At 70.6% G+C, this 20,682-nt stretch carries 19 protein-coding genes; 13 read left to right on the top strand and 6 right to left on the bottom strand.

Annotated features, from left to right (window positions below):
- Nucleotides 1-7: 7 nt before the first annotated feature.
- Nucleotides 8-457, top strand: coding sequence for a hypothetical protein (locus L3Q67_RS05450; protein WP_499188495.1), 450 nt, complete (start codon nt 8-10; stop codon nt 455-457).
- Nucleotide 458: 1 nt separating this feature from the next.
- On the opposite strand, the gene L3Q67_RS05445 is transcribed toward L3Q67_RS05450, so the two are convergent.
- From L3Q67_RS05445 to L3Q67_RS05435, 3 genes are read right to left on the bottom strand one after another with little or no spacing between them, the layout of a single operon-like run.
- Nucleotides 459-1,355: an alpha/beta fold hydrolase gene (locus L3Q67_RS05445; RefSeq protein WP_499188494.1), complete on the bottom strand. Its 897-nt coding sequence runs from the start codon at nt 1,353-1,355 to the stop codon at nt 459-461.
- Between the two features lie 8 nt (nt 1,356-1,363).
- Nucleotides 1,364-2,686 (bottom strand): Rv3212 family protein, encoded by a 1,323-nt coding sequence (locus L3Q67_RS05440; protein ID WP_499188493.1) that lies wholly within the window; start codon nt 2,684-2,686, stop codon nt 1,364-1,366.
- A 4-nt stretch (nt 2,687-2,690) separates the two neighbouring features.
- Nucleotides 2,691-4,316, bottom strand: a complete 1,626-nt coding sequence (locus tag L3Q67_RS05435) for a DEAD/DEAH box helicase (RefSeq protein WP_499191437.1) — start codon at nt 4,314-4,316, stop codon at nt 2,691-2,693.
- Between the two features lie 370 nt (nt 4,317-4,686).
- On the opposite strand from L3Q67_RS05435, the gene L3Q67_RS05430 reads away from it, so the two are divergent.
- From L3Q67_RS05430 to L3Q67_RS05420, 3 genes are all read left to right on the top strand, one after another.
- A complete protein-coding gene (locus L3Q67_RS05430) occupies nt 4,687-5,343 on the top strand; it encodes a ferritin family protein (protein WP_499188492.1) in 657 nt (218 codons plus the stop codon).
- A gap of 55 nt (nt 5,344-5,398) precedes the next feature.
- The gene (locus tag L3Q67_RS05425) at nt 5,399-5,629 is read left to right on the top strand and encodes a DUF3107 domain-containing protein (RefSeq protein ID WP_395900108.1); all 231 of its coding nucleotides are present in this window, start codon (nt 5,399-5,401) and stop codon (nt 5,627-5,629) included.
- 148 nt (nt 5,630-5,777) lie between these two features.
- On the top strand, nt 5,778-7,025 hold the full coding sequence (locus L3Q67_RS05420) for a DUF418 domain-containing protein (RefSeq protein WP_499188491.1): 1,248 nt from the start codon (nt 5,778-5,780) through the stop codon (nt 7,023-7,025).
- 524 nt (nt 7,026-7,549) lie between these two features.
- Here the strand turns inward: L3Q67_RS05420 and L3Q67_RS05415 are convergent.
- Together L3Q67_RS05415 and L3Q67_RS05410 are read right to left on the bottom strand one after the other, a co-directional pair.
- Nucleotides 7,550-7,879, bottom strand: a complete 330-nt coding sequence (locus L3Q67_RS05415; protein ID WP_499188490.1) for a DUF4873 domain-containing protein — start codon at nt 7,877-7,879, stop codon at nt 7,550-7,552.
- Nucleotides 7,876-8,631, bottom strand: a complete 756-nt coding sequence (locus L3Q67_RS05410; protein ID WP_499188489.1) for a TetR/AcrR family transcriptional regulator — start codon at nt 8,629-8,631, stop codon at nt 7,876-7,878. Before L3Q67_RS05410 ends, L3Q67_RS05415 begins: the two co-directional genes overlap by 4 nt.
- A 74-nt stretch (nt 8,632-8,705) precedes the next feature.
- Between L3Q67_RS05410 and L3Q67_RS05405 the strand changes: the two genes are divergently transcribed.
- Nucleotides 8,706-9,611, top strand: a complete 906-nt coding sequence (locus L3Q67_RS05405) for an AurF N-oxygenase family protein (protein ID WP_499188488.1) — start codon at nt 8,706-8,708, stop codon at nt 9,609-9,611.
- A complete protein-coding gene (locus L3Q67_RS05400; protein WP_499188487.1) occupies nt 9,608-10,492 on the top strand; it encodes an alpha/beta fold hydrolase in 885 nt (294 codons plus the stop codon). The genes L3Q67_RS05405 and L3Q67_RS05400 overlap by 4 nt, the downstream gene beginning before the upstream one ends.
- 112 nt (nt 10,493-10,604) lie before the next feature.
- Here the strand turns inward: L3Q67_RS05400 and L3Q67_RS05395 are convergent, their stop codons facing one another.
- Entirely contained in the window at nt 10,605-11,234 is a 630-nt protein-coding gene (locus L3Q67_RS05395; protein ID WP_499188486.1) for a TetR/AcrR family transcriptional regulator, read from the bottom strand.
- Nucleotides 11,235-11,418: 184 nt separating this feature from the next.
- Between L3Q67_RS05395 and L3Q67_RS05390 the strand changes: the two genes are divergently transcribed.
- From L3Q67_RS05390 to L3Q67_RS05360, 7 genes are all read left to right on the top strand, one after another.
- The gene (locus L3Q67_RS05390; RefSeq protein WP_499191436.1) at nt 11,419-12,339 is read left to right on the top strand and encodes an alpha/beta fold hydrolase; all 921 of its coding nucleotides are present in this window, start codon (nt 11,419-11,421) and stop codon (nt 12,337-12,339) included.
- Nucleotides 12,340-12,419: 80 nt separating this feature from the next.
- Entirely contained in the window at nt 12,420-13,556 is a 1,137-nt protein-coding gene (locus tag L3Q67_RS05385; protein WP_499188485.1) for a DUF3152 domain-containing protein, read from the top strand.
- Nucleotides 13,557-13,663: 107 nt separating this feature from the next.
- Nucleotides 13,664-14,842 (top strand): adenylyltransferase/sulfurtransferase MoeZ, encoded by a 1,179-nt coding sequence (gene moeZ, locus L3Q67_RS05380; protein ID WP_499188484.1) that lies wholly within the window; start codon nt 13,664-13,666, stop codon nt 14,840-14,842.
- A gap of 126 nt (nt 14,843-14,968) precedes the next feature.
- Nucleotides 14,969-15,691, top strand: a complete 723-nt coding sequence (locus L3Q67_RS05375) for a TIGR02569 family protein (protein ID WP_499191435.1) — start codon at nt 14,969-14,971, stop codon at nt 15,689-15,691.
- A 197-nt stretch (nt 15,692-15,888) separates the two neighbouring features.
- On the top strand, nt 15,889-17,865 hold the full coding sequence (locus L3Q67_RS05370; protein ID WP_499191434.1) for a molybdopterin oxidoreductase family protein: 1,977 nt from the start codon (nt 15,889-15,891) through the stop codon (nt 17,863-17,865).
- Entirely contained in the window at nt 17,862-19,298 is a 1,437-nt protein-coding gene (locus L3Q67_RS05365; RefSeq protein ID WP_499188483.1) for an NAD(P)/FAD-dependent oxidoreductase, read from the top strand. Before L3Q67_RS05370 ends, L3Q67_RS05365 begins: the two co-directional genes overlap by 4 nt.
- An 18-nt stretch (nt 19,299-19,316) precedes the next feature.
- Nucleotides 19,317-20,660, top strand: coding sequence for a nitrate/nitrite transporter (locus L3Q67_RS05360; protein ID WP_499188482.1), 1,344 nt, complete (start codon nt 19,317-19,319; stop codon nt 20,658-20,660).
- The last annotated feature ends 22 nt before the right edge of the window (nt 20,661-20,682 follow it).

Here is a 20,682-nt window from a genome sequence, read left to right as displayed (position 1 = left end):
TCTGCCCGTGCACCAACCACTTGGCCGCGGAGGCCGTCGTCGCCCCGCCACGCCCTCGTTCGCGGAACGAACCCCCGGCGCGGACGCGCAGACCGACGAACTGCCGACGGGCGCGCCCGGCATCGCCCACGCGCGCACCGACGAGTTCGAGGTCCCTGCGGTCCCCAGCAGCTCCACGCGGCCCCGGGCACGCCGGTTCTGGCGCGGCCTCACCGGCGCGATGGCCGCCGGTCTGGCGATGCTGACCGCCGCGGACATCGTCATCCAGATCTACGCGCTGTTCGTCGATTCACCCGGCCCCGGCCTGCCGTCGCTGATCGGGCACTTCGTCGGCGCCACCGCGGCGGTCGTCGCGCAGCGCTACGCCGACCGCTGGATCGGCCGCCGAGCCGCGGCCTGCGGGGTCGCCGTAGCCGTGCTGACCCTAGCGACGCTCTGGTTCTTCTGGTGGGCCTGAGCTAGGCGGTCCAGGCCCGCCAGGCGGGAACCAGCACGGCCAGCAGGCCGTCGGGGTTTTCGGTGTTGGGTGAGTGGGCGGCGCCGGGGACCAGTGCGAAGGGCACGCCCAGGCGCTCGGCCATCTTGCCCTGACTCGGGATGCTCCAGGCGTCGTCGTTCTCGCCCGCCACCACCAGCGCCGGGATGTTCTTGTCCTGCAACGCCTTCGCCAGTTCGTCGACGCGGTCCGGCTCGTTGCGCAGCACGTCGGCCATGCCGAGCAGGCCCGCGGCGCTGGAGCTGGTGAAGCGCTTGCGCAGGAAGTCCTTGACCTCGTCCGGGACCAGCGCCCAGGCGGGGAACCGCGAGCTGACCTCCTCGCGGACCGCGTACGCGGCGGCCAGCCCGTGCTGCCGCAGCAGCGGTTCGCCGAGGCCGAGCGCGGCTCGCCGGCCGCCATCGGGCAGTTGACCGGGGCCGCTGTCCATCAGCGTCAACCCGGCGATCCCGGCGCCGGCCAGCACCGCGCCGCGGGCCACCAGGCCACCGAACGAATGCCCGAGCAACACCACCGGGCGCGGGCCCAGCTCAGCCACCAGTTCGGCGACGACGGCACCGAGGTTCGCCGGGGTGTAGGCGGCTTCGTCGTCGATCCCCGGTGATTCGTGCTGTCCGGGCAGGTCGATCGCCACCGCCTCGAAACCCGCGTCCGCCAAGGGATCGAGCAGGGGTGCGAAGTCCTCTTTGGACCCGGTGTAGCCCGGCAGCAGCAACGCCGTCGCCGTCGCGGCACCGGTGGTGCGCAGCGCGGCGATCGGCCCGTGCGGACCGGTGAACTCGGTGCGTTCCGCGTGGTGCGGCCACAGTTGCGACGGCCGCGGCGGTGTGCCGTCGGCCAGTCCGGGATGGATCCCCATGCGTTCCCCTAACGCAGAGCGGCCAGCGTGTCGCCGCGTTGTTCCAGCAGGACCGGGCCGATCGAGGCGAGCCGGACCGGGCCGGTGTAGCCGTGCCGGTCCACGCCGATGGTGCGCAGCGTGCGGCCGGTGGTCTCGTCGATCACCGCGAGCCCGCCGGGGATCGGCACCACCAGCTGACCGGCGAACCCGGCCGCCGGGCCGAGCGTGCCGTTCAGCGTCCACTGCGGACTGAGGTTGTCCCTGGCCAGCGCCATGGTCTTCGAGCCGGTGAACCAGTAGAAGGCACGCGTGCCCCTGGTCACCGGTTGCACCGGGCCCTGCGGTGCGGCCACGTCCGCGGCGGGCAGCTCCAGCGGGTAGGCGGTGCGCTGGTTGCCGTCCTGGTCGTAGATGACCAGCAGGTTCTGCTCGGGCAGCGCGATCGCGGTGGAGTCACCGGAGATCGCCAGCAGCCGCACCGACCGCCCGGCGGTGACCGAGCTGTAGGACACCTCCGGCTGGTCGCTCTCCTTCGGCGTCGCCTTCATCAGCGTCAGCCGGTCGGCCGGGTCCTCCGGGCACTGCTCGACCACGCCGACCTTGCCAGAACCCGCGGCCACGGACGAGAACACGCAGCCGGTGCGCGGCTGCTTGCCCGGGTTCACGATCGCCGGGACCTCGCCGTACTCCACGCTGCGGACCAGGTCGTCGCGCCAGGTGTTGAGCAGCTTCTTGCCGGTGGTCGTCACGTGCGAGCCGTCGTCGACCAGCTGGGTGCCGAGTTCGGCGTCGCCGTTGCGCAGGGCCGTCCGCTTGCCGGTGCCCGGGTCGAGCTGGGTGACCTCGCTGCAGTTGCGGTCCTTGTGGAACAGGGCCACTGCCTTCGACCACACCCCGGAGATGGTGCAGAGCGGCAGGTCGCGGGCGTAGCGCCAGCGCACCTCACCGGTGATCGGGTCCCGTCCGGCCACTTCGCCGCCCTGGCCGGTGACCACCGCGGTGCCTTCGGCCACCGGGACCGGCGTGGCCGCGCTGGGCGCCTGCCACAGCTCGGTCAGCGTGCCGGGCACCTCGGTGGGCGCGTCCGGCAAGGTGGGCGCGGCGGCCGCGGTTTCCGAGACCGTGGCGCGGCTGTCACTGGTCAGCCACACCACCGCGGCACCGACGAGCACCGCGACCACGAGACCGGCGGCGATCGCCTTGTCGCGGCCGCGGTTCCACGGCGATTTGCGGGCTTTGACCGGCTTTTTCGCCGGAGTGGCCGCCTCCGGGTGAGACCCGGGGTGGGTCTCGGTGGAGGCGGCCAGCACGTCTTCGGTACCTACCGGTTCGGGGTGGGACTCAGGCACGTGCTCAGTCTGCCGAAGCGGGTGTGTCGGCCGTGTTGGCCGAGGCACCGGCGCGACGGCGGCGACGACGCCGCGCGGGGCGCTCGCCGTTCTCGCCCGCCGCCGATTCGGGCTTCTCGTTGGTGGCCGAGGCGTCCCCGTTCGGCTTGCTGCTGCCCGCGTTGCTGCGGGTGCGGGCGCGGCGGCGCGGGCGCTCCTCGGTACCGGCTTCGGCGTCGCCACCCTTGGCGGCGGCCTCCGCGGCCTCGATCTCGGCGGCCGCGTCGGCCCCGCCGCGGGTGCGGCGGCGCGGGCGGCGGGTGCGCTTGACCGTGGACTCGGTCTCGGAGCGGCCGCGGCGCTTGCCGCCGAGGTTCTCTTCCGGCTCGGCGGCCAGCCCGGCGCGGGTGCGCTTGGCCAGCGGCAGCCTGCCGGACGCGCTCTCCGGGATGCCCAGGTCGCTGAACAGGTGCTTCGAGGTCGAATAGGTCTCGACCGGCTCGGGCATGTCCAGGTTGAGCGTGTCCGAGATGAACTTCCAGCGTGCTTCGTCGTCCCAGTCGACCAGGGTCACCGCGACACCGGTCTTGCCGGCGCGGCCGGTGCGGCCGATGCGGTGGACGTAGGTCTTCTCGTCCTCCGGCGTCTGGTAGTTGATCACGTGCGTGACGTCGATGACGTCGATGCCGCGAGCGGCGACGTCGGTGGCGACCAGCACGTCGACCTTGCCGGAGCGGAACGCACGCAGGGCCTGCTCGCGGGCGCCCTGGCCGAGGTCACCGTGCACGGCCGCGGCGGCGAACCCGCGCTCGGCCAGTTCGTCGGCGACCTTCTGCGCGGTGCGCTTGGTGCGGGTGAAGATCATGCACAGCCCGCGGCCGTCGGCCTGGAGCACCTTCGCGATCAGCTCGATCTTGTCGAGCGAATGCGCCCGGTAGATGAACTGGGTGGTGCGCTCGTGCACCGCGCCGGCGTCGTTCTCCTCGGCGCGGATGTGCGTCGGCTGGGTCAGGAAGGTCCTGGCCAGGGTGATGATCGGGCCCGGCATGGTGGCCGAGAACAGCATGGTCTGGCGCTCGTCCGGGACCATGCCGAGGATGCGCTCGATGTCCGGCAGGAAGCCGAGGTCGAGCATCTCGTCGGCCTCGTCCAGCACCAGGTTGCGGACCTTGCCCAGCACCAGGTGCTTCTGCTCGGCGAGGTCGAGCAGGCGGCCCGGGGTGCCGATGACCACGTCGATGCCCTTGCGCAGGGCGGCGATCTGCGGCTCGTACGGACGGCCGCCGTAGATGGCCAGCGTCCGGATGCCCAGGTGCTTGCCCGCGTCGGTGAGGTCGCGGGCGACCTGGACGCACAGCTCACGGGTCGGCACCACGATCAGCGCCTGCGGGGTGCCGTCGCCGGGGGTGACGATCCGGTGCAGCAGCGGCACGCCGAAGCCCAGGGTCTTGCCCATGCCGGTGCGGGCCTGGCCGATCAGGTCGTCGCCGGCCATGGCCAGCGGCAGGGTGAGCGACTGGATGGCGAAGGTGCGCTCGATCCCGCTCTCGGCGAGCGCGCGCACGATCTCCGGACGCACGCCGAACTCGGCGAACGTGGGTGCCTCGGGCTCTACGGGCGCGCCGGCCTGGAGCGGGTGGGGCGCCTCGATCTCCGGTACGCCGGTCTCGCTGTGCTCCAGCGCGACCGGATCGCTACCGGTAGTGATCGTCTCTACTTGGTTTTCGCTTGCGGTCAGGGTGATCGCCTCTCTCGTACCAGCGCGCACTGCCTGGCTTCGTGACACTCGACCGCGGGTTTCGAATTCGCGGGAATGCCGTCGGTGTGGAGGCGTACGCACACATGTCACCGCTACCCCGGCGCGTCCGGCCCCGGTCTTTCCTCCGGGGGATGCGCCATCGTGGTGCGGCAGATCCTCTTGATCCAACGCGAAGTGTACCCCGCCTGATTCCGGGAACGACTACACGCCGCGCCCGCCACGTGATCTCTGTCACCCGTTGCGGGCGACTACGCTCACTCTCGTGACCGACGGAGAAGACAAGATCAGCGAGGGTGTCGTCGATCTGCTGGGGGTGCTCGCGTACGGCGAGCTGTCCGCGTTCGACCGCCTCGCCGAGGACGCGAGATCGGCCCCCACGCTGGGCGGGCGGGCCGCGCTGTCGCGGATGGCGGCCGCCGAGATCGGCCACTACGAGCAGCTGTCGGAGTACCTGTCGAGGCACGGCGTGACGGTCGAGCGGGCGATGGAACCCTTCGTCCGGCCGCTGGACGCCTGGCACGCCTCGACCGCCCCGAAATCGTGGCTGGAATCACTGGTGAAGGCCTACGTCGGCGATGGGCTCGCGGCCGATCTGTACCGCGAAATCGCGCACTGGCTGGACCCGGAGACGAAGGACCTGGTGCTGACCGTGCTGGCCGACACCGGGCACTCGGCGTTCGCCGAGCAGGAGGTCGCCGCCGCGATCGGCGCCGAGCGCACCCAGCGCGACAAACTGGCTCTGTGGGGGCGCCGGTTGCTCGGAGAGGCGCTGACCCAGGCGCAGTACGTGGTCGCCGAGCGCGACGGTCTCGCCGAGTTGATCGTCAGCGGATCGGGTGACCTCTCCGGGATCGCCCAGTTGTTCCGGCGGCTCCAGCAGGGTCACACCAAGAGGATGCAGGTGCTCGGGCTCGGCTAGCCTGGCTGCGAAGGTGTGTTCACGCAGTCATCCCAGATCCAGGCGGAGGTCCCAGGTGGAGGTCAAGATCGGCATCAAGGAGACCCCACGCGAGCTCGTGGTGTCCAGCGGCCAGTCCGCCGAGGAGGTGGAGAAGCTGGTTTCGGAGGCGCTCAACGCCGCCGACGGGCTCTTCCGCATCTCCGACGACAAGGGCCGCAAGTTCCTGGTGCCCGCCGACCGCATCGCGTACGTCGAAATCGCGCCGAACGACACGCGCAAGGTCGGCTTCGCCGTCGGCGCATAGTCGCTGACCGGGGGAGGCCGCCAGCGGCTTCCCCCGGAAGTGTTCAATTCGTTATTTTTGCCACACTCTTAGCGCCGTCTCAGCTACGCAGGGCACACTGTTGCGAGGTTCTTGGGGGACCCGCGGCCCGGCGATGCGGAGAAATGAGGTGGACGGCGTCACTGCGGCAGAGGCACGCGCCGGCGTGCTCGATGATCGGTCCCTCCTGCCCGAGCGGCGCGCGCCGCGGCTGAGCGGTGTCGACGTCGCCAGAGGCGTCGCGGTGCTCGGCATGTACGCGGTGCACGTCGGCCCGCACCCCGCGCACGGTGGCCTGAACCTGGCGTTCCTGCCGTTCGAAGGCCGGTCCGCGGCGTTGTTCGCGGTGCTCGCCGGGGTGTCGATAGCGCTGATGTCCGGCGGTGAGGTGCCCAAGACCGGGCGGCCGTGGGCGCAGGTGGTGCTCCGGCTGCTGACCAGGGCGCCGCTGCTGATCGCGCTGGGGCTCTTCCTGACCAACCTGCACACCGGGTACCTGGTCATCCTGGCTTACTACGGGGCCTGTTTCGTACTGGCGATCCCGTTCCTGCGGCTGGGAATCCCGGCCTTGCTGGCCGGTGCCGCGTTCTGCGCGACGGTGATGCCGTTCCTGTCCTTCGCGATCCGGTCGCACATCGCGCCGCGCGACCTGGTGCTGTGGATCCCGGACGCGACGGTCGAGACGTTCAGCACCGCGCCGTTCGACTACATCCTGCAGGTCCTGCTGCTGACCGGGACGTTCCCGGCGCTGAGCCTGATGGCGTACATCTTCGCGGGCATGGCGATCGGGCGGATGGACCTGCGCTCGGAGCTGGTGTGCCGTCGCCTGGTCGCGGGCGGCGCGATCACCGCGGCGATCGCGTACACCTCGTCGTGGCTGGCCACCGACGTGCTGGGCGGGCGCGAGGAGATCTACCGCTCGCTGATCCCGGCCGCGGGCGCGGCGGGCATGAGCCCGGCGGAGTACTACGACCTGAACGTGAACCAGTCCTTCGGTACGCCGCCGACGACCACGCTGGCCTGGGAATTCGTCGCGAATGGACACTCGTACACGCCGTTCGACCTGGTCGGCTGCATCGGCGTGGCGGGGGTGGTGATCGGCGGGTGCCTGCTGCTGGTGCGCCGGTACGGCCGCCTGCTGCGGCCCGTCGCCGACCTGGGCTCGATCGCGCTGACCGCGTACGCCGGGCACTTCGTGGCGATCTGGCTGCTGTTCCGGGAAAAGGACGCGTTCAGCCTCACGCACTGGCTGTGGTTCGGCGGGTTCGCCCTGGTGTTCGCGGTCGCCTGGAAGAAGTGGATCGGGCGGGGGCCGCTGGAATGGGTGTTGCACCAGGCTTCGAGGTGGCCGGGGAAGCTGATTCCTCGGCGGCTTTGATTCGTTCGTGGTTCGTGGGGGGCCACCCCGGTTTTTCATTGTGACTACGGCGAAGACCCCGATGTCAAGGCGGGAATGATGCCTTGACATCGGGGTCTTCGCCGTGTTTTTGGCTGTGGACCGGGGATGGGGAGGGGTGGGTGGCGTATTTGGTCACCTTTGTCGCCCGGGTCCCGTTGGTTCTCGTTGGTTCTCGCTGGGCGGTGATGCGGCCACTGGGCGTTTCCCGTTGCCGGGTGTGCCGTGAATGTGGCTTTCACGGCTTCGCGAGTGGGGAACTCACGTGCCTGAACGTGGGGTTCGCCTGCCTGAGTGTGGAGTTCGGCTTCCTGGACGTGGGGTTCGGCTACCTGAGTGTGGGACTCAACCGGGGCGAGTCCCACACTCAGGAAGCTGAGTTCCACGTTCAGGCGGGAGAGTTCTACGTTCGGGAAGCTGAGTTCCACATTCAGGCAGTCGAGTTCCACGTTCAGGTGGGCGAGTTCTGCGTTCGGGGAGTCGAGTGCCACGTCACGGCATGGGGGTCAGGTGGTGGCGGCTTCGATTTCGGCGAGGGTTTTGGGGACGTGGAAGGGCGGGGTGCTGGTGCCCATGATGCGGTACCGGTCCCAGGGGTCCGGATCGGACAGTTCGCAGGGGGCCGAGCCGTCCGGGGTGCGGATTTCCGCCTTCGTCTTCTTCCCGCCCAGCAGGGTGGAGAGTTCCGCGGAGGCGTCGATGCGGCCGTACCAGTGGTAGTAGCCGTCGATCGGCTGGAAGTGGCCGCGCAGCTGGATCTTCACGGCCAGTTCGGTTTCGCCGACCACCACGGTCGCGTCCCCGGTGTAGCCGTCTTCGTCGTCGTGTTCGCTCACGCCGAGTCTTCCTTTCCCCGTGCCATCTGCACGACCTTGTTCTGCTCCAGCGGCAGGTTCGGGTCGACCACCACGCCCCGCTGGCGCAGCAGTCCGTCGATCGCCGCCCAGATGAGCTGGGTCAGGTACTCGACCAGGCTGTCCCGGCTCATCGACCGCCGTTCCAGCCACCACTCACCGGTGTTCTGCACCAGGCCGACGATCCCGTGCGCCCACGGCTCCGCCGCGCCCGAGTCCATGTTGAACATCCGCATGTAGTCGCCGAGCAGTGCGGTCAGCGCGGTCGCGATGAGTTCCTTGTCCTCGGCGACCACGTCCGAATCCACCGGCTTGTCCGGCCACGAACCGCGCGCCAGCAGGCGGTAGAGGTTCGGGTGTTCCTCGATCACCCCGAAGAACGCGTCGAGCGCCATCCGGATGCGCGGCAGCGGCGCCAGTTCGGCGTTGATCGCCGGGATCAGGCGCTCGAACAGGATGTTCGTGCCGCGCTGGCCGAGTGCGACGAACAGGTCGGCCTTGTCCTCGAAGTGCCGGTACAGCACGGGTTTCGTCACGCCGGCCTCCGCGGCGACGTCCTCCATGCCGAGGTCGGGGCCGTGCTTGTCCAGCGCCCGCAGCGCGGCCTCGACGAACTCCGCGCGCCGGGCGATGCGGTGCTTTCGCCAGCGGTCGCGGCGGGCGTCGCCCGTCTCCGGTTCGCCCGACGACGGCTTGCTGGCTTGCTTGCTGTTGCGCTTGACACGGCCGACCATGTTCCGCATGCTACCAGAGGTAACTGTTACCTCAAGTTACACACAAGTGCGGGTGTGGGAAGGCAAGGTCGGCAATGACGCGGACGCTCAAGGACGCCGGTCGGGAGAAGACCGCGGAACGACTGCTCAAGTCTTCGGCGAACAAGTTCTACGACCCTGACGTCGACATCGACTGGGACGCGCCACTGGTGCCGGGCAAGCGCTACATCCCGGAGAACCGCTCCAGCCTCTACGGCACGGAGCTGTGGGAGAAGCTCAGCCCGGAGCAGCGGATCGAACTGGGCAAGCACGAGATCGCCAGCGTCGCGACCACCGGGCTCTGGTTCGAGATCCTGCTGATGCAGATGCTGCTCAAGGAGGTCTACGACACCGACCCGACCTCCAGCCACGCGCAGTACGCGCTGACCGAGGTCGCCGACGAGTGCCGCCACTCGACGATGTTCGCGCGGCTGGCCGACCGGATCGGCTGCCCGGCGTACGGGCCGGTGCCCGCGCTGCGCCAGCTGGCCAAGGTGCTGCCGGCGATCAGCTACGGCCCCGCGCGCTACGGCGCCATCCTGGTCGCCGAGGAGGTCCTGGACCGGCTGCAGCGTGAGCAGATGAACGACCCGGAGATCCAGCCGCTGGTGCGCATGGTGAACCGGATCCACGTGCTGGAAGAAGCGCGGCACGTGACCTTCGCCCGCGAAGAGGTCGCCCGCGGCATGGCCAAGTTGAACCGCGCCGAGCTGGCCTACCAGCAGTTCCTGATCGCGCTGATCTCGTACTTCGTCACGCGTGCCTTCATCAACCCGCACGTCTACAAGGCGGTCGGCATCCGGCCGCGCGACGGGGTCGAAGCCGCGCTGAACAACCCGAACTGGCAGCAGACCATCGGCTGGGCCGGCGAGAAGATCATGCCGTTCCTGCAGGAGTCCGGCCTGGTCGGCAAACCGGGGATGTACTTCTGGAAGAAGTCCTTCCTCCTCCCGGCCCGATGAGCCCGCGCGAGTTCGTCACCGCCGACGGCACGAAGCTCCACCTGGAGCTGAGCGGGCCGGACGACGCCGCGGTGACCGTGGTGCTGGTGCACGGCTGGACGCAGGATCTGACCTGCTGGGAACCGGTGGTCCAGCGACTGCGGGACCAGCGGCTGCTCCGCTACGACCACCGCGGGCACGGCCGGTCCACCCCGGCCCGGCGCGGGACGGCGACCATCGAGCAGCTCGCCGACGACCTGGCCGAGGTGCTCGGCGCGGTGGTGCCGGACGGCAGGCTGGTGCTCGCCGGGCATTCGATGGGCGGGATGACGATCATGGCGCTCGCCGAGCGGCATCCCGAACTGGTTTCACGCCGGGTGGCCGGGGTGGCCTTCGTGGCCACCTCGTCCGGCGAGATGAACCGGCTCACGCTCGGCCTGCCCGGCCTCGCCGGGCGCGGCGTGACGAGAGCCGAACCGCGGGTGAGGAGCCTGCTGGAACGACGGCGCAAGGACACCCTGCCCGGGAGTCCGGGGTTCCTGGCGCCGTTCACCCGCTGGCTCGCGTTCGGCAGGGGGGCGCCACGGGCCGATGTGCTGGATGTCGCGGCACAGGCCCTGCGCGCGCATCCCGCGAGCATCGCGGGCTTCCTGGAGGCGATCACCCGGCACGACCGCCGGCTCGCGCTGGCCGCCCTCCGCGGCACGCCGGCGGTCGTGCTCGCCGGGCAGCTGGACCGGCTGTGCCCGGTCCCGCACGCCAGGGTGATCGCCGACGAACTGCCCGACGCGGAGTTCGTCTACTTCCCGAAGGCGGGGCACATGCTGCCCTACGAACGCGCGCACGAGGTGGCGGCGCGGATTCGGGCTTTGACGAAGGTGCCGGTGATGGCGGGGGTTTGAGCCCCGGGCGGCGGTTGGGCTCGGGGCGGTGGGGCGAACGCTATGAGTGGGGCATTACTTGCATTGGATGCAAGTAATGCCCCACTCATTGCATTGAGCGGCGGGGTGGCAACTACGGGTGTTGTAGGGGGAAGCCGGCGCCGATGCCTCGCCACGCCAGGGTGGACGTCAGTGCGACGGCCTCTTCGCGGCTGATGGAGCTGTGGTTGGCCAGCCAGAACCGGGCGCTGACCTGGCTCAGGCCGACCAGACCGACGGCCAGCAGGCGCGCGCGGTCCTCGTCGAGGCCGGCGTCCGAAGTGATCGTCTCGGTGATCGCGTCCACGCTTGCCGAGGTCGCCCGGTCGACCGCCTGCTGCACCGCGGGCTCGCCGCGCAGGTCCGACTCGAAGATCATCCGGAACGCACCGGCGTCGCCGTTGACGAAGTCGAAGAAGGCGCCGACCGTGGCCGGGACGCGCTGCTTGTTGTCCGTGGTGGAGTCCAGCGCCGCCCGCACCCGTCGCACCAGCTCGTCGACGTGGCTCTCCAGCAGCGCGATGTAGAGGTCGAGCTTGCCGGGGAAGTGCTGGTAGAGCACGGGCTTGCTGACCCCGGCCTGCTCGGCGATCTCGTCCATCGCCGCCGCGTGGTAGCCGTTGGCGGCGAACACCCGCTGCGCGGCGGTGAGCAGCTGGGCACGCCGTTCCGTGCGAGGCAGCCGCACCTGCGTTCGCTGGGTGCTTTGAGCCGCTTCCGTCATCAGTCCCTCCAGACCTTCTCCGCTTCGCGCGGGGGTCACCACGGCCGAAGCGTCCCCCTGACATTACTCGCCGGTACTCACCAAACGCCAAGCGTCCGGTCACATCAGGCATTCTGGAACAGTGCCGCCGACGACCTCCACCGGTAGAACGCCGATCACCCACGTGCCGCTGACCACCACCTCGTTGCCACCGCTCGACGCGCACGTGGCGCCGTGGCCTGGGGAAACCGAATCGGTCGGCGGGCTGAACCTGCACGTCCGCCGGACCCCGGGCACCGACGACGCCGTCGCGGTCTACGTGCACGGGCTCGGTGGCTCCTCGACCAACTGGACGGACCTGTCCGCGTTGCTGGCGCCCTTCGCCGGCGGGATCGCGGTCGACCTTCCCGGGTTCGGCTTCTCGGAGCCGCCCGCGGAGTTCGACTTCGGCCTCAACTCCCACGCCGCGTTGCTCGCCGAGTTCATCGACGGCCTCGGCAAGGGGCCGGTGCACCTGCTGGGCAACTCGATGGGCGGGGCGATCGCGCTGCTGGTCGCCGCCCGGCGCCCGGACCTGGTGCGCACCCTGACGCTGATCTCACCGGCCATGCCGGACCGCAGGCTCGACTACCGCAGGCTGTCCGATCCGCGGATGGCGCTGGCCTACATGCCGTTCGTCGGCAAGCGCGTCCGCCAGGCGCTGGCCGCGCTGGGGCCGGAGGAACGCGCGAAGCAGGTGATCAAGCTGTGCTTCGCCAACGCGGACGCCTTCTCCGAGCGGCGGCTCGCCGAACTCGCCGAGGAGCACAGCGCGCGGGCGGAGTTCGCCTGGGCGGCGCCCGCCATGGCCCGCAGCACCTTCGGCATCTTCCGCGCCTGGTTCAGCCGGGGTCCGGAGTCGCTGTGGGCGGCGGCGGAGAAGGTGACCGCGCCGAGCCTGGTGGTGTGGGGCGAGAAGGACCGGGTGATTTCGGTGCGACGTGCGTCACGCACGGCGACCCTGATGCCCCGTGCCCGCCTCCTGGTCCTCCCACGAACGGGCCATGTGGCCCAGATGGAGCGGCCGAACACCGTAGCGAAGGCGGTACTGGCCCTGTGGGAGCGGGTTGAAACCGGGAATTGGTAACCCGTTCGGGTGAGGCGCGGGCGACGCGGCCTGTGCCGGTCGGCGACGGCATAACGTTTTGGATATGGCACCCTGGACGCGTGGTGAACCGGGTGTCGAATGGTGCGCGAGGTGGCGGTGAACGATCGCCGCACCCCTCAGCAGCCCGGTCGGCTCGTCGTCCCGACCGGTCGGGGGAGTACGCCACCGGCCACGGCCGGGCCGTGCGCGCCGATGACGAGGAGCGCTACCGCCCCGGCGGCAGGCGGACCGCCGCTGAGCCGCTGAGCGCCTCCTGGCGCCCGCGTGAGGAAGAGGCCGAGGCCCCTCAGCGCGAGGGCAAGGTCGGCAAGCTCACCAAGACCTACGGCTGGCGCGTCTACGCCCTGCCGGTGCTCGCGGTGATCACCGCGCTGGTGGTGTTCGACACCGCGACCAGCCCACCCGAGACGCCCCTGATCGAGACGCCGACCGGGTCCGTGCTGGCCGGCGAGGGCACCGGGACCAACGGCGAGGGCGAGGCCCCGCCCGCCGGTGCCGAACTGCCCGCGCCCCAGATGGACCTGAACATCCCGACCGCCGACCTGCCCGAGGGCAAGGACTACACGCGAAAGGGCCAGGGCACCTGGCACGTGGTGCCGGGTAAGAGCGAGCCGTACGGCACGGCGGGCAAGGTGTGGAAGTACACCATCGAAGTCGAGGACGGCATCCCGCCGGAGGACATCAGCGGCGAGGACGCGTTCGCCACCACCGTGCAGGGCATCCTCTCCGAGGACCCGCGCGGCTGGGCGGGCAGCGGACAGCTGCGGTTGCAGCGGGTGGACAACAGCGACCCGGACCCGGACTTCAAGGTGGCGCTGACCACTTCGGACACCGCGAAGGCGATCTGCGGCTCGTCCATTCCGTACGAGGCCTCGTGCCGCAAGGGCGACACCAAGCAGGTGGTGATCAACCTCGCCCGCTGGGTCCGCGGCGCCAAGGCGTTCAGTTCGGACCTCGGGAACTACCGGGTCTACGCGATCAACCACGAGGTCGGCCACGCGCTCGGCCACGGCCACCGGGGCTGCGACGAGGACGGCGCGCTGGCGCCGGTGATGATGCAGCAGAGCTTCGGCGTGAACAACGACTACGTGGCCAAGCTGAACAACGTGCCCGGCGGTGACCGGAACTCGGTGCCCGCCGACGGCAAGGTCTGCAAGCCGAACAGCTACCCGAACCCGGGGGCGCAGGCGGGCTGACCCGCAACCCCGTCCCAGCAGGTGGACGGGGGGAAGACCGTGCGCCGCCGGTGCGTTAGTGATAGTGGTACGCGAGAACCGTGCGCGAAGTATGGAGGTCCACCACGATGTCAGGCACGCTGCCGCCGCTCGTCGAGCCGGCCGCCGAGCTCACCAAGGACGAGGTGGCCCGCTACAGCAGGCACCTGATCATCCCGGATGTCGGGATGGATGGGCAGAAGCGGCTCAAGAACGCCAAGGTGCTGGTCATCGGTGCCGGTGGGCTGGGCAGCCCCGCGCTGCTCTACCTGGCCGCGGCCGGGGTCGGCACGCTGGGCATCGTCGACTTCGACGTGGTCGACGAGTCGAACCTGCAGCGCCAGGTGATCCACGGGCAGAGCGACGTGGGCAAGCTGAAGGCGGCCTCGGCCCAGGAGTCGCTGGCCGAGACCAACCCGAACGTCAAGGTCCACCTGCACACCGATCGGCTGGACAGCTCGAACGCGCTGGAGATCTTCCGCGACTACGACCTGATCGTCGACGGCACGGACAACTTCGCCACCCGCTACCTGGTCAACGACGCCGCGGTGCTGCTCGGCAAGCCGTACGTCTGGGGCTCGATCTTCCGGTTCGAGGGCCAGGTCAGCGTGTTCTGGGAGGACGCGCCGGACGGCCGCGGGCTGAACTACCGCGACCTCTACCCCGAGCCGCCGCCTCCCGGCATGGTGCCCTCGTGCGCCGAGGGCGGCGTGCTGGGCGTGCTGTGCGCCTCGATCGGCTCGATCATGGTGAACGAGGCGATCAAGCTGATCACCGGCATCGGTGAGCCGCTGCTCGGCCGCCTGATCAGCTACGACGCGCTCGAGATGCGCTACCGCGAGGTCAAGATCCGCAAGGACCCGGACACGCCGAAGATCACCGAGCTGATCGACTACGAGGCGTTCTGCGGGGTGGTCTCGGACGAGGCGCAGCAGGCCGCGTCGGACAGCACGATCACCCCGGCCGAGCTGAAGGCCAAGTTCGACAACGGCGACAACTTCGAGCTGATCGACGTCCGCGAGCCGCACGAGTACGAGATCGTGAACATCAAGGGCGCGAAGCTGATCCCGAAGGACCGGATCCTGTCCGGGGAGGCGCTGGCCGAACTGCCGCAGGACAAGCCGATCGTGTTGCACTGCAAGTCGGGTGCGCGGTCGGCGGAGGCGCTCGCGGCCCTGCACCAGGCCGGGTTCAAGGACGCCACGCACCTCGGTGGCGGCGTGCTCGCCTGGGCTCGCCAGGTCGACCCGAGCCTTCCGACGTACTAGAGGTCCCTTGATCCCGCGCGTGAGCGCGATAACGTGCGGGATGTGACCACACCGGCTCCGAGACACCAGCCTCCGCCGCCGCACGTCGTGTCGGCGTTCGGGGCGAAGGGCGCCGACCCGGAGCCGATGCCTGCCGGGCTCGGCTGGCGGTGTGGTGACCTGGTGCTCAAGCCGGTCCACGACCGGGCCAGGGCGCTGTGGCAGGCCCGCATGATGGAGCGCATCGCGCTGCCCGACGTGCGGGTCGCCCGGCCGGTCCGGTCCACCGACGGCCGGTCCATCGTGGGTGGCTGGGCGGCGTGCCGGTTCGTCTCCGGCACGCCGCAGCCGCGCTACGACGAGCTCGTGCTCGCCGCGGTGAAGCTGCACCAGGCGACCGCGCACGAGCCGCGCCCGGACTTCCTCGACGGCCGCCGCGACGTCTACGCGATCGCCGACCGGATGGCCTGGGAAGAACTGGAGCCCGACCTCGACGAGAGGAAGGGCGGCGGCTGGTTCGAGGTGCTCGCCGGTGCGCGCCGCCCGGTGCACGGGCAGAACCAGCTGGTGCACGGCGAGCTGTTCGGCCGCGTGCTCTTCGACGGTGACGAACCACCGGGCATCGTCGACTTCGAACCGTACTTCCGGCCCGCCGAGTGGGGCGCCGCGGTGGCCACCGTGGACGCGCTCGCCTGGGGCGGGGCCGACTCGCAACTGCTGCAGCGCTGGGCCCACCTGCCCGAGTGGCCGCAGCTTGTGTTGCGCGCCACACTGTTCCGCCTGGCGATCATCGCGCTCGACCCGCACTTCAGCCCGTCTTCCCTGGATGGCCTGCGCTTGGCGGCCCGGGAAGTCAGCGCGCTGCTCTGAGAGTTCACCGCCACCGGCCCGCCATCGTCCGGGCAATGTCAAACGCCTGAAACATTCGGTCGTTTTCGAGTAACACGCGCTCCTTACCGTCGGTCCATGGCCGAGTCGGGAAGGAGGGCACTGTGACCGCGACCGCAGCACCGCTGACCGGGGCCCGCACGGTCACGCACTGCCCCTACTGCGCGCTGCAGTGCGCGATGGCCGTGCGCGGAACCGAGACCTCGCCCGCCGACGCGGGCGGGCTGTGCCAGAAGGGCTGGACCGCGGGCGCCCTGCTGCGGTCCCCGGCACGCCTGACCACCCCGCTGATCCGGGTCGGCGGTGAACTGCGCCCGGCGAGCTGGGACGACGCGCTCGACCTGGTCGCCACCCGGCTCACCGAGCTGAAGCGCGACCACGGCGCCGACGCGAACGCGGTGTTCGGCGGTGGCGGGCTGACCAACGAGAAGGCCTACCTGCTGGGGAAGTTCGCCCGGGTCGCGCTCGGCACCTCACAGGTCGACTACAACGGACGGTTCTGCATGTCGTCCGCGGCCGCGGCCGGGATGCGCGCGTTCGGGCTGGACCGCGGGCTGCCGTTCCCGCTGGCGGATCTGTCCGAAGCGGACGCCATCCTGCTCGTCGGCGCCAACCCCGCCGAGACCATGCCGCCGTTCGCGCGGTACCTCAAGCGCGGGCTGATCGTGGTGGACCCCCGCCGCACGCCGACCGCCGAGCTGGCCGAGCTGCACCTGCAACCCGCACCCGGCACGGACCTGGCGCTGGCACTGGGCATCCTGCACGCGGTGGTGGCCGACGGCCTGCTCAACCAGTCCTATGTAGACGAACGAACCGCGGGTTTCGCCGCGGTGTGGCGGATCGCGGCGGCGTGGTGGCCCGAGCGGGTGGAGCGGATCACCGGCGTCTCGGCCGCCGACCAGCGCGCGGTCGCCGCCCGGCTGGCGAACGCGCGCAACGCCTACATCCTCACCGCACGCGGTACCGAGCAGCACTCCAGTGGCGCCGACATGGTCAGCGCGTGGATCAACCTCGCGCTGGCACTGGGGTTGCCCGGGCGCGCGGGTTCCGGTTTCGGCTGCTTGACCGGGCAGGGCAACGGTCAGGGCGGGCGGGAACACGGGCAGAAGGCCGACCAGCTGCCCGGGTACCGGCGCATCGACGATCCGGCGGCGCGGGAGCACGTCGCCGGGGTGTGGGGCGTGCCGGCGGATTCGCTGCCGGGGCCCGGCCGTTCCGCCTACGAACTGCTCGACGCGCTGGGCACTGAAGACGGCCCGCGCGGGCTGATGGTCTTCGGCAGCAACGTGCTGGTGTCGGCGCCGCGGTCCGCGCACATCGCCGATCGACTGGGCGCACTGGACTTCCTGGTGGTCGCCGACCTGGTGCTGTCCGAAACGGCCGCGCTCGCCGACGTTGTGCTGCCCATCACGCAGTGGGCCGAGGAGGAGGGCACGATGACCAACATCGAGGGGCGGGTGTTGTTCCGCCGCCGCGCGATCGATCCCCCGGAGGGTGTCCGCACCGATCTCGACGTGCTGTCGGGCCTGGCGAGCAGGCTCGGGCAACCCGATGGCCGGTTCCCGGCCGACGCGGGAACCGTGTTCGAAGAACTGCGAGCCGCCTCGAAGGGCGGGCTCGCCGACTACTCCGGGATCACCTACGACCGGCTGCGCGCGGGAGAACGGCTGCACTGGCCGGTTCCCGGGACGGACCACCCCGGTTCCCCGCGTGTGTTCCTCGACCGGTTCGCGCACGCCGACGGCCGCGCGCGGTTCCACCCGGTCGACCACCGCGGCCCGGCCGAGCCGACGGACGACGAATACCCCTTGCAGGCCACCACGGGCCGTGTGCTCCAGCACTACCAATCCGGAGCGCAGACTCGGTTGATCGACGAACTCACCGACGCCGTACCCGAAGCCTTCGTCGAAGTGCACCCGGACACCGCCGCTCGTGCCGGACTGGCCGACGGTGACTGGGCTTCGGTCGAATCCCGGCGTGGTGCCGTGCGGGCGCGGGTGCGCTGCGTCCCGTCCATCCGGCCAGACCTGGTCTTCGTGCCGTTCCACTTCCCCGGTGCGCAGCGGGCGAACCTGCTGACCAACCCGGCGCTCGACCCGACCAGCCGTATGCCCGAGTTCAAGGTGTGCGCGGTCCGCTTGGCGGGTGCGGAATGACCCGGAACGTGGTGGTCATCGGCTACGGCATGGCCGGGGCCAGGGTGGCCGAGGAGATCCGCCGCCGCGACGCGGACGGCTCGCGCGTGACGCTCACCGTGCTCGGTTCCGAGCCGTACCCGGCGTACAACCGGGTGCTGCTGTCCGGGGTCGTCGCGGGCACCATGAGCACGGAATCGGTGTGGCTGCACGATTCCGAGTGGGCCAAGGAGAACGACGTCGACCTGCGGCTGGGCACGACGGTGCACCGGATCGACCGTGCCGCGCGCCGGATCGAGCTGGCCGAAGGGTCCACTGTGGACTACGACGCGCTGGTGCTGGCGACCGGTGCCGCGCCGTGGATGCCGCCGGTGGAGGGGCTGACCACGGAAACCGGCGAAGTGGCGCCCGGCGTGGTCGCGTTCCGCAGCCTCGGTGACTGCGAGCGCATCCTCGACGCCAAGGTCGGCGCACCGGTGGCCGTGCTCGGCGGCGGGCTGCTCGGCCTGGAGGCCGCCCGCGGGCTGGCCGGGCGCGGGAACCTGGTCACCGTGGTGCACCCGGTCGGGCACCTGATGGAACGCCAGCTCGACGCCGAAGGCGGCCGGGTGCTCGCGGAAACCCTGCGAGGACTGGGCATCGAGTTCCGGCTCGGCGCGACCGCAGCCCGGTACCTGCCCGGCGACGGGCTCAAGCTGGACGACGGTTCGTACGTCCAGGCGGACCTCGTCGTGGTCTCCGCCGGGGTGCGCGCGGACACCGCACTGGCTCGCGAAGCCGGGCTGGCCGTCGACCGCGGGGTGCTCGTCGACGACTCCCTGCGCACCAGCGACGGCCGGGTGTTCGCCATCGGCGACTGCGCGCAGCACCCGGGCACGGTGTCCGGGCTGGTGCAGCCCGCCTGGGAACAAGCTGCCGTGGTGGCCGACCTGGTCACCGGCGAGAACACCGCCGCGCGCTACCGGGGCACCCCGGTGGTGACCAGGCTCAAGGCCCGCGGCGTGGACCTGGCGGCGTTCGGCGACACCGAAACCGCCGGTGCCGAGGTGCTCAGCGTGTCCGACTCGACCCGGGGCCGGTACGCGAAACTGCTGGTACGCGAGGAAAAGGTGGTCGGCGCGATCGTGCTCGGCCTCCCCGACGCGGCCGCGAACCTGACCCAGCTCTACGACCGCGGTGCCCGGCTGCCCGAGGACAAGCTCGCGCTGCTGCTCGGCCGGGCGCTGCCCGGACCGGAAGCGGCGGGCACCCCGTCGGTGAACCCGGCGAACCTCCCGGCGAGCGCGGTGGTCTGCCGCTGCAACTCGGTGACCAAGGGCCGCCTGGTCGAGCAGTGGCGCGCCGGTGCCACCGACCTGCCGGCGCTGGCCGCGGCGACCAGGGCGACCACCGGCTGCGGTGGCTGTGCCGATGCCGTGCGGGGCATCGCCGGCTGGCTCGCCGAAACCTCCTGAACGGCTGAAAGGCAACACATGCAGACGAAACGCTGGATCCAGCGGTGGGAACCGGAGAACCCGGAGTTCTGGGAGTCCACCGGCAAGCGGGTGGCCCGGCGCAACCTGTGGTTCTCCATCTTCGCCGAGCACGTCGGCTTCTCGATCTGGACGCTGTGGTCGGTGATGGTCCTGTTCATGGGCCCCGAGTACGGCTTCTCGGCGGCGGACAAGTTCCTGCTGGTGTCCACCCCGACCGTGGTCGGCGGGCTGATGCGGTTGCCCTACACCTTCGCGGTGGCGAAGTTCGGCGGTCGCAACTGGACGGTCGTCAGCGCCGGGCTGCTGGTCTTCCCGACCGTGCTCGCCGCGATCGTGGTGGAGCCGGGCACTTCGCTGGGCACGTTCCTGCTGGTCGCCGCGCTCGGCGGGGTCGGCGGCGGCAACTTCGCCTCGTCGATGACCAACATCAACACCTTCTACCCGGAGCGGCTCAAGGGCTGGGCGCTCGGGCTGAACGCGGGGGGCGGCAACCTGGGGGTGGCCGCGATCCAGCTGGTCGGCCTGCTGGTGATCGGCACGGCGGGCGCGATGGCCCCGCGCGTGGTGCTGTTCATCTACCTGCCGCTGATCGTGCTCGCCGCGGTGCTCGCCTACTTCTACATGGACAACCTGGCCAGCGTGCGCGGGGACACCGGGGCCATGCGCGAGGTGGTCAAGGACAAGCACACCTGGGTGATGTCCTTCCTCTACGTCGGCACCTTCGGCTCGTTCATCGGTTACAGCTTCGCCTTCGGGCTGGTGCTGCAGAACCAGTTCGGCCGCACCCCGCTTCAGGCCGCGACGGTGACCTTCCTCGGCCCGCTGATCGGCTCGCTGATCCGGCCGGTGGGCGGCATGCTGTCCGACCGGATCGGCGGCGCGAAGGTGACGCTGGTGACCTTCGGCGGCATGGCGGTCGCGGCGGCGGGCGCGATCATCGCCTCGAACGCCGGTTCGCTGGCGTTGTTCACCACCGCCTTCATCCTGCTGTTCGTGCTTTCCGGCGTGGGCAACGGATCCACCTACAAGATGATCCCGGCGATCTTCCGGGCGAAGGCGCAGTCGGCGATCGAAGAGGGTGCCTCGGAGACCGAGGAACTGCTGCGTGCCCGGCGGCTGTCCGGGGCCTTGATCGGGCTGGCGGGCGCGATCGGGGCGATCGGCGGACTGTTCATCAACCTCGGCTTCCGCGCGTCTTTCGCCGGCACCGGCGGTGGCGTACCCGCCTTCGTCGCGTTCGGCGTGTTCTACCTGATCTGCGCGGGCGTGACCTGGGCCGTTTACCTGCGCCGCGAAGGCGTGCGCTCGCCGAGCCCCGCGCTGGCCGGGGCCGGGGTCTGAGCCAACTTGCATCCCAGGGAGG

Origin of the sequence: Saccharothrix sp. AJ9571, from assembly GCF_021725495.1 — a bacterium.
GTDB classification, from domain to species: domain Bacteria; phylum Actinomycetota; class Actinomycetes; order Mycobacteriales; family Pseudonocardiaceae; genus Amycolatopsis; species Amycolatopsis magusensis.
The sequence above is the reverse complement of the archived record's forward strand: the minus strand, read 5'-3'. Positions and strand labels throughout refer to the sequence as shown.

Coding starts and splice junctions, on each gene's coding strand:
- L3Q67_RS05410 (WP_499188489.1), bottom strand. CDS start 8,631: ATGGTCGGCCGTGTCAAGCGCAACAGCAAGCAAGCCAGCAAGCCGTCG.
- L3Q67_RS05405 (WP_499188488.1), top strand. CDS start 8,706: ATGACGCGGACGCTCAAGGACGCCGGTCGGGAGAAGACCGCGGAACGA.
- L3Q67_RS05365 (WP_499188483.1), top strand. CDS start 17,862: ATGACCCGGAACGTGGTGGTCATCGGCTACGGCATGGCCGGGGCCAGG.
- L3Q67_RS05360 (WP_499188482.1), top strand. CDS start 19,317: ATGCAGACGAAACGCTGGATCCAGCGGTGGGAACCGGAGAACCCGGAG.
- L3Q67_RS05400 (WP_499188487.1), top strand. CDS start 9,608: ATGAGCCCGCGCGAGTTCGTCACCGCCGACGGCACGAAGCTCCACCTG.
- L3Q67_RS05445 (WP_499188494.1), bottom strand. CDS start 1,355: ATGGGGATCCATCCCGGACTGGCCGACGGCACACCGCCGCGGCCGTCG.
- L3Q67_RS05395 (WP_499188486.1), bottom strand. CDS start 11,234: ATGACGGAAGCGGCTCAAAGCACCCAGCGAACGCAGGTGCGGCTGCCT.
- L3Q67_RS05370 (WP_499191434.1), top strand. CDS start 15,889: ATGGCCGTGCGCGGAACCGAGACCTCGCCCGCCGACGCGGGCGGGCTG.
- L3Q67_RS05375 (WP_499191435.1), top strand. CDS start 14,969: ATGCCTGCCGGGCTCGGCTGGCGGTGTGGTGACCTGGTGCTCAAGCCG.
- moeZ (WP_499188484.1), top strand. CDS start 13,664: ATGTCAGGCACGCTGCCGCCGCTCGTCGAGCCGGCCGCCGAGCTCACC.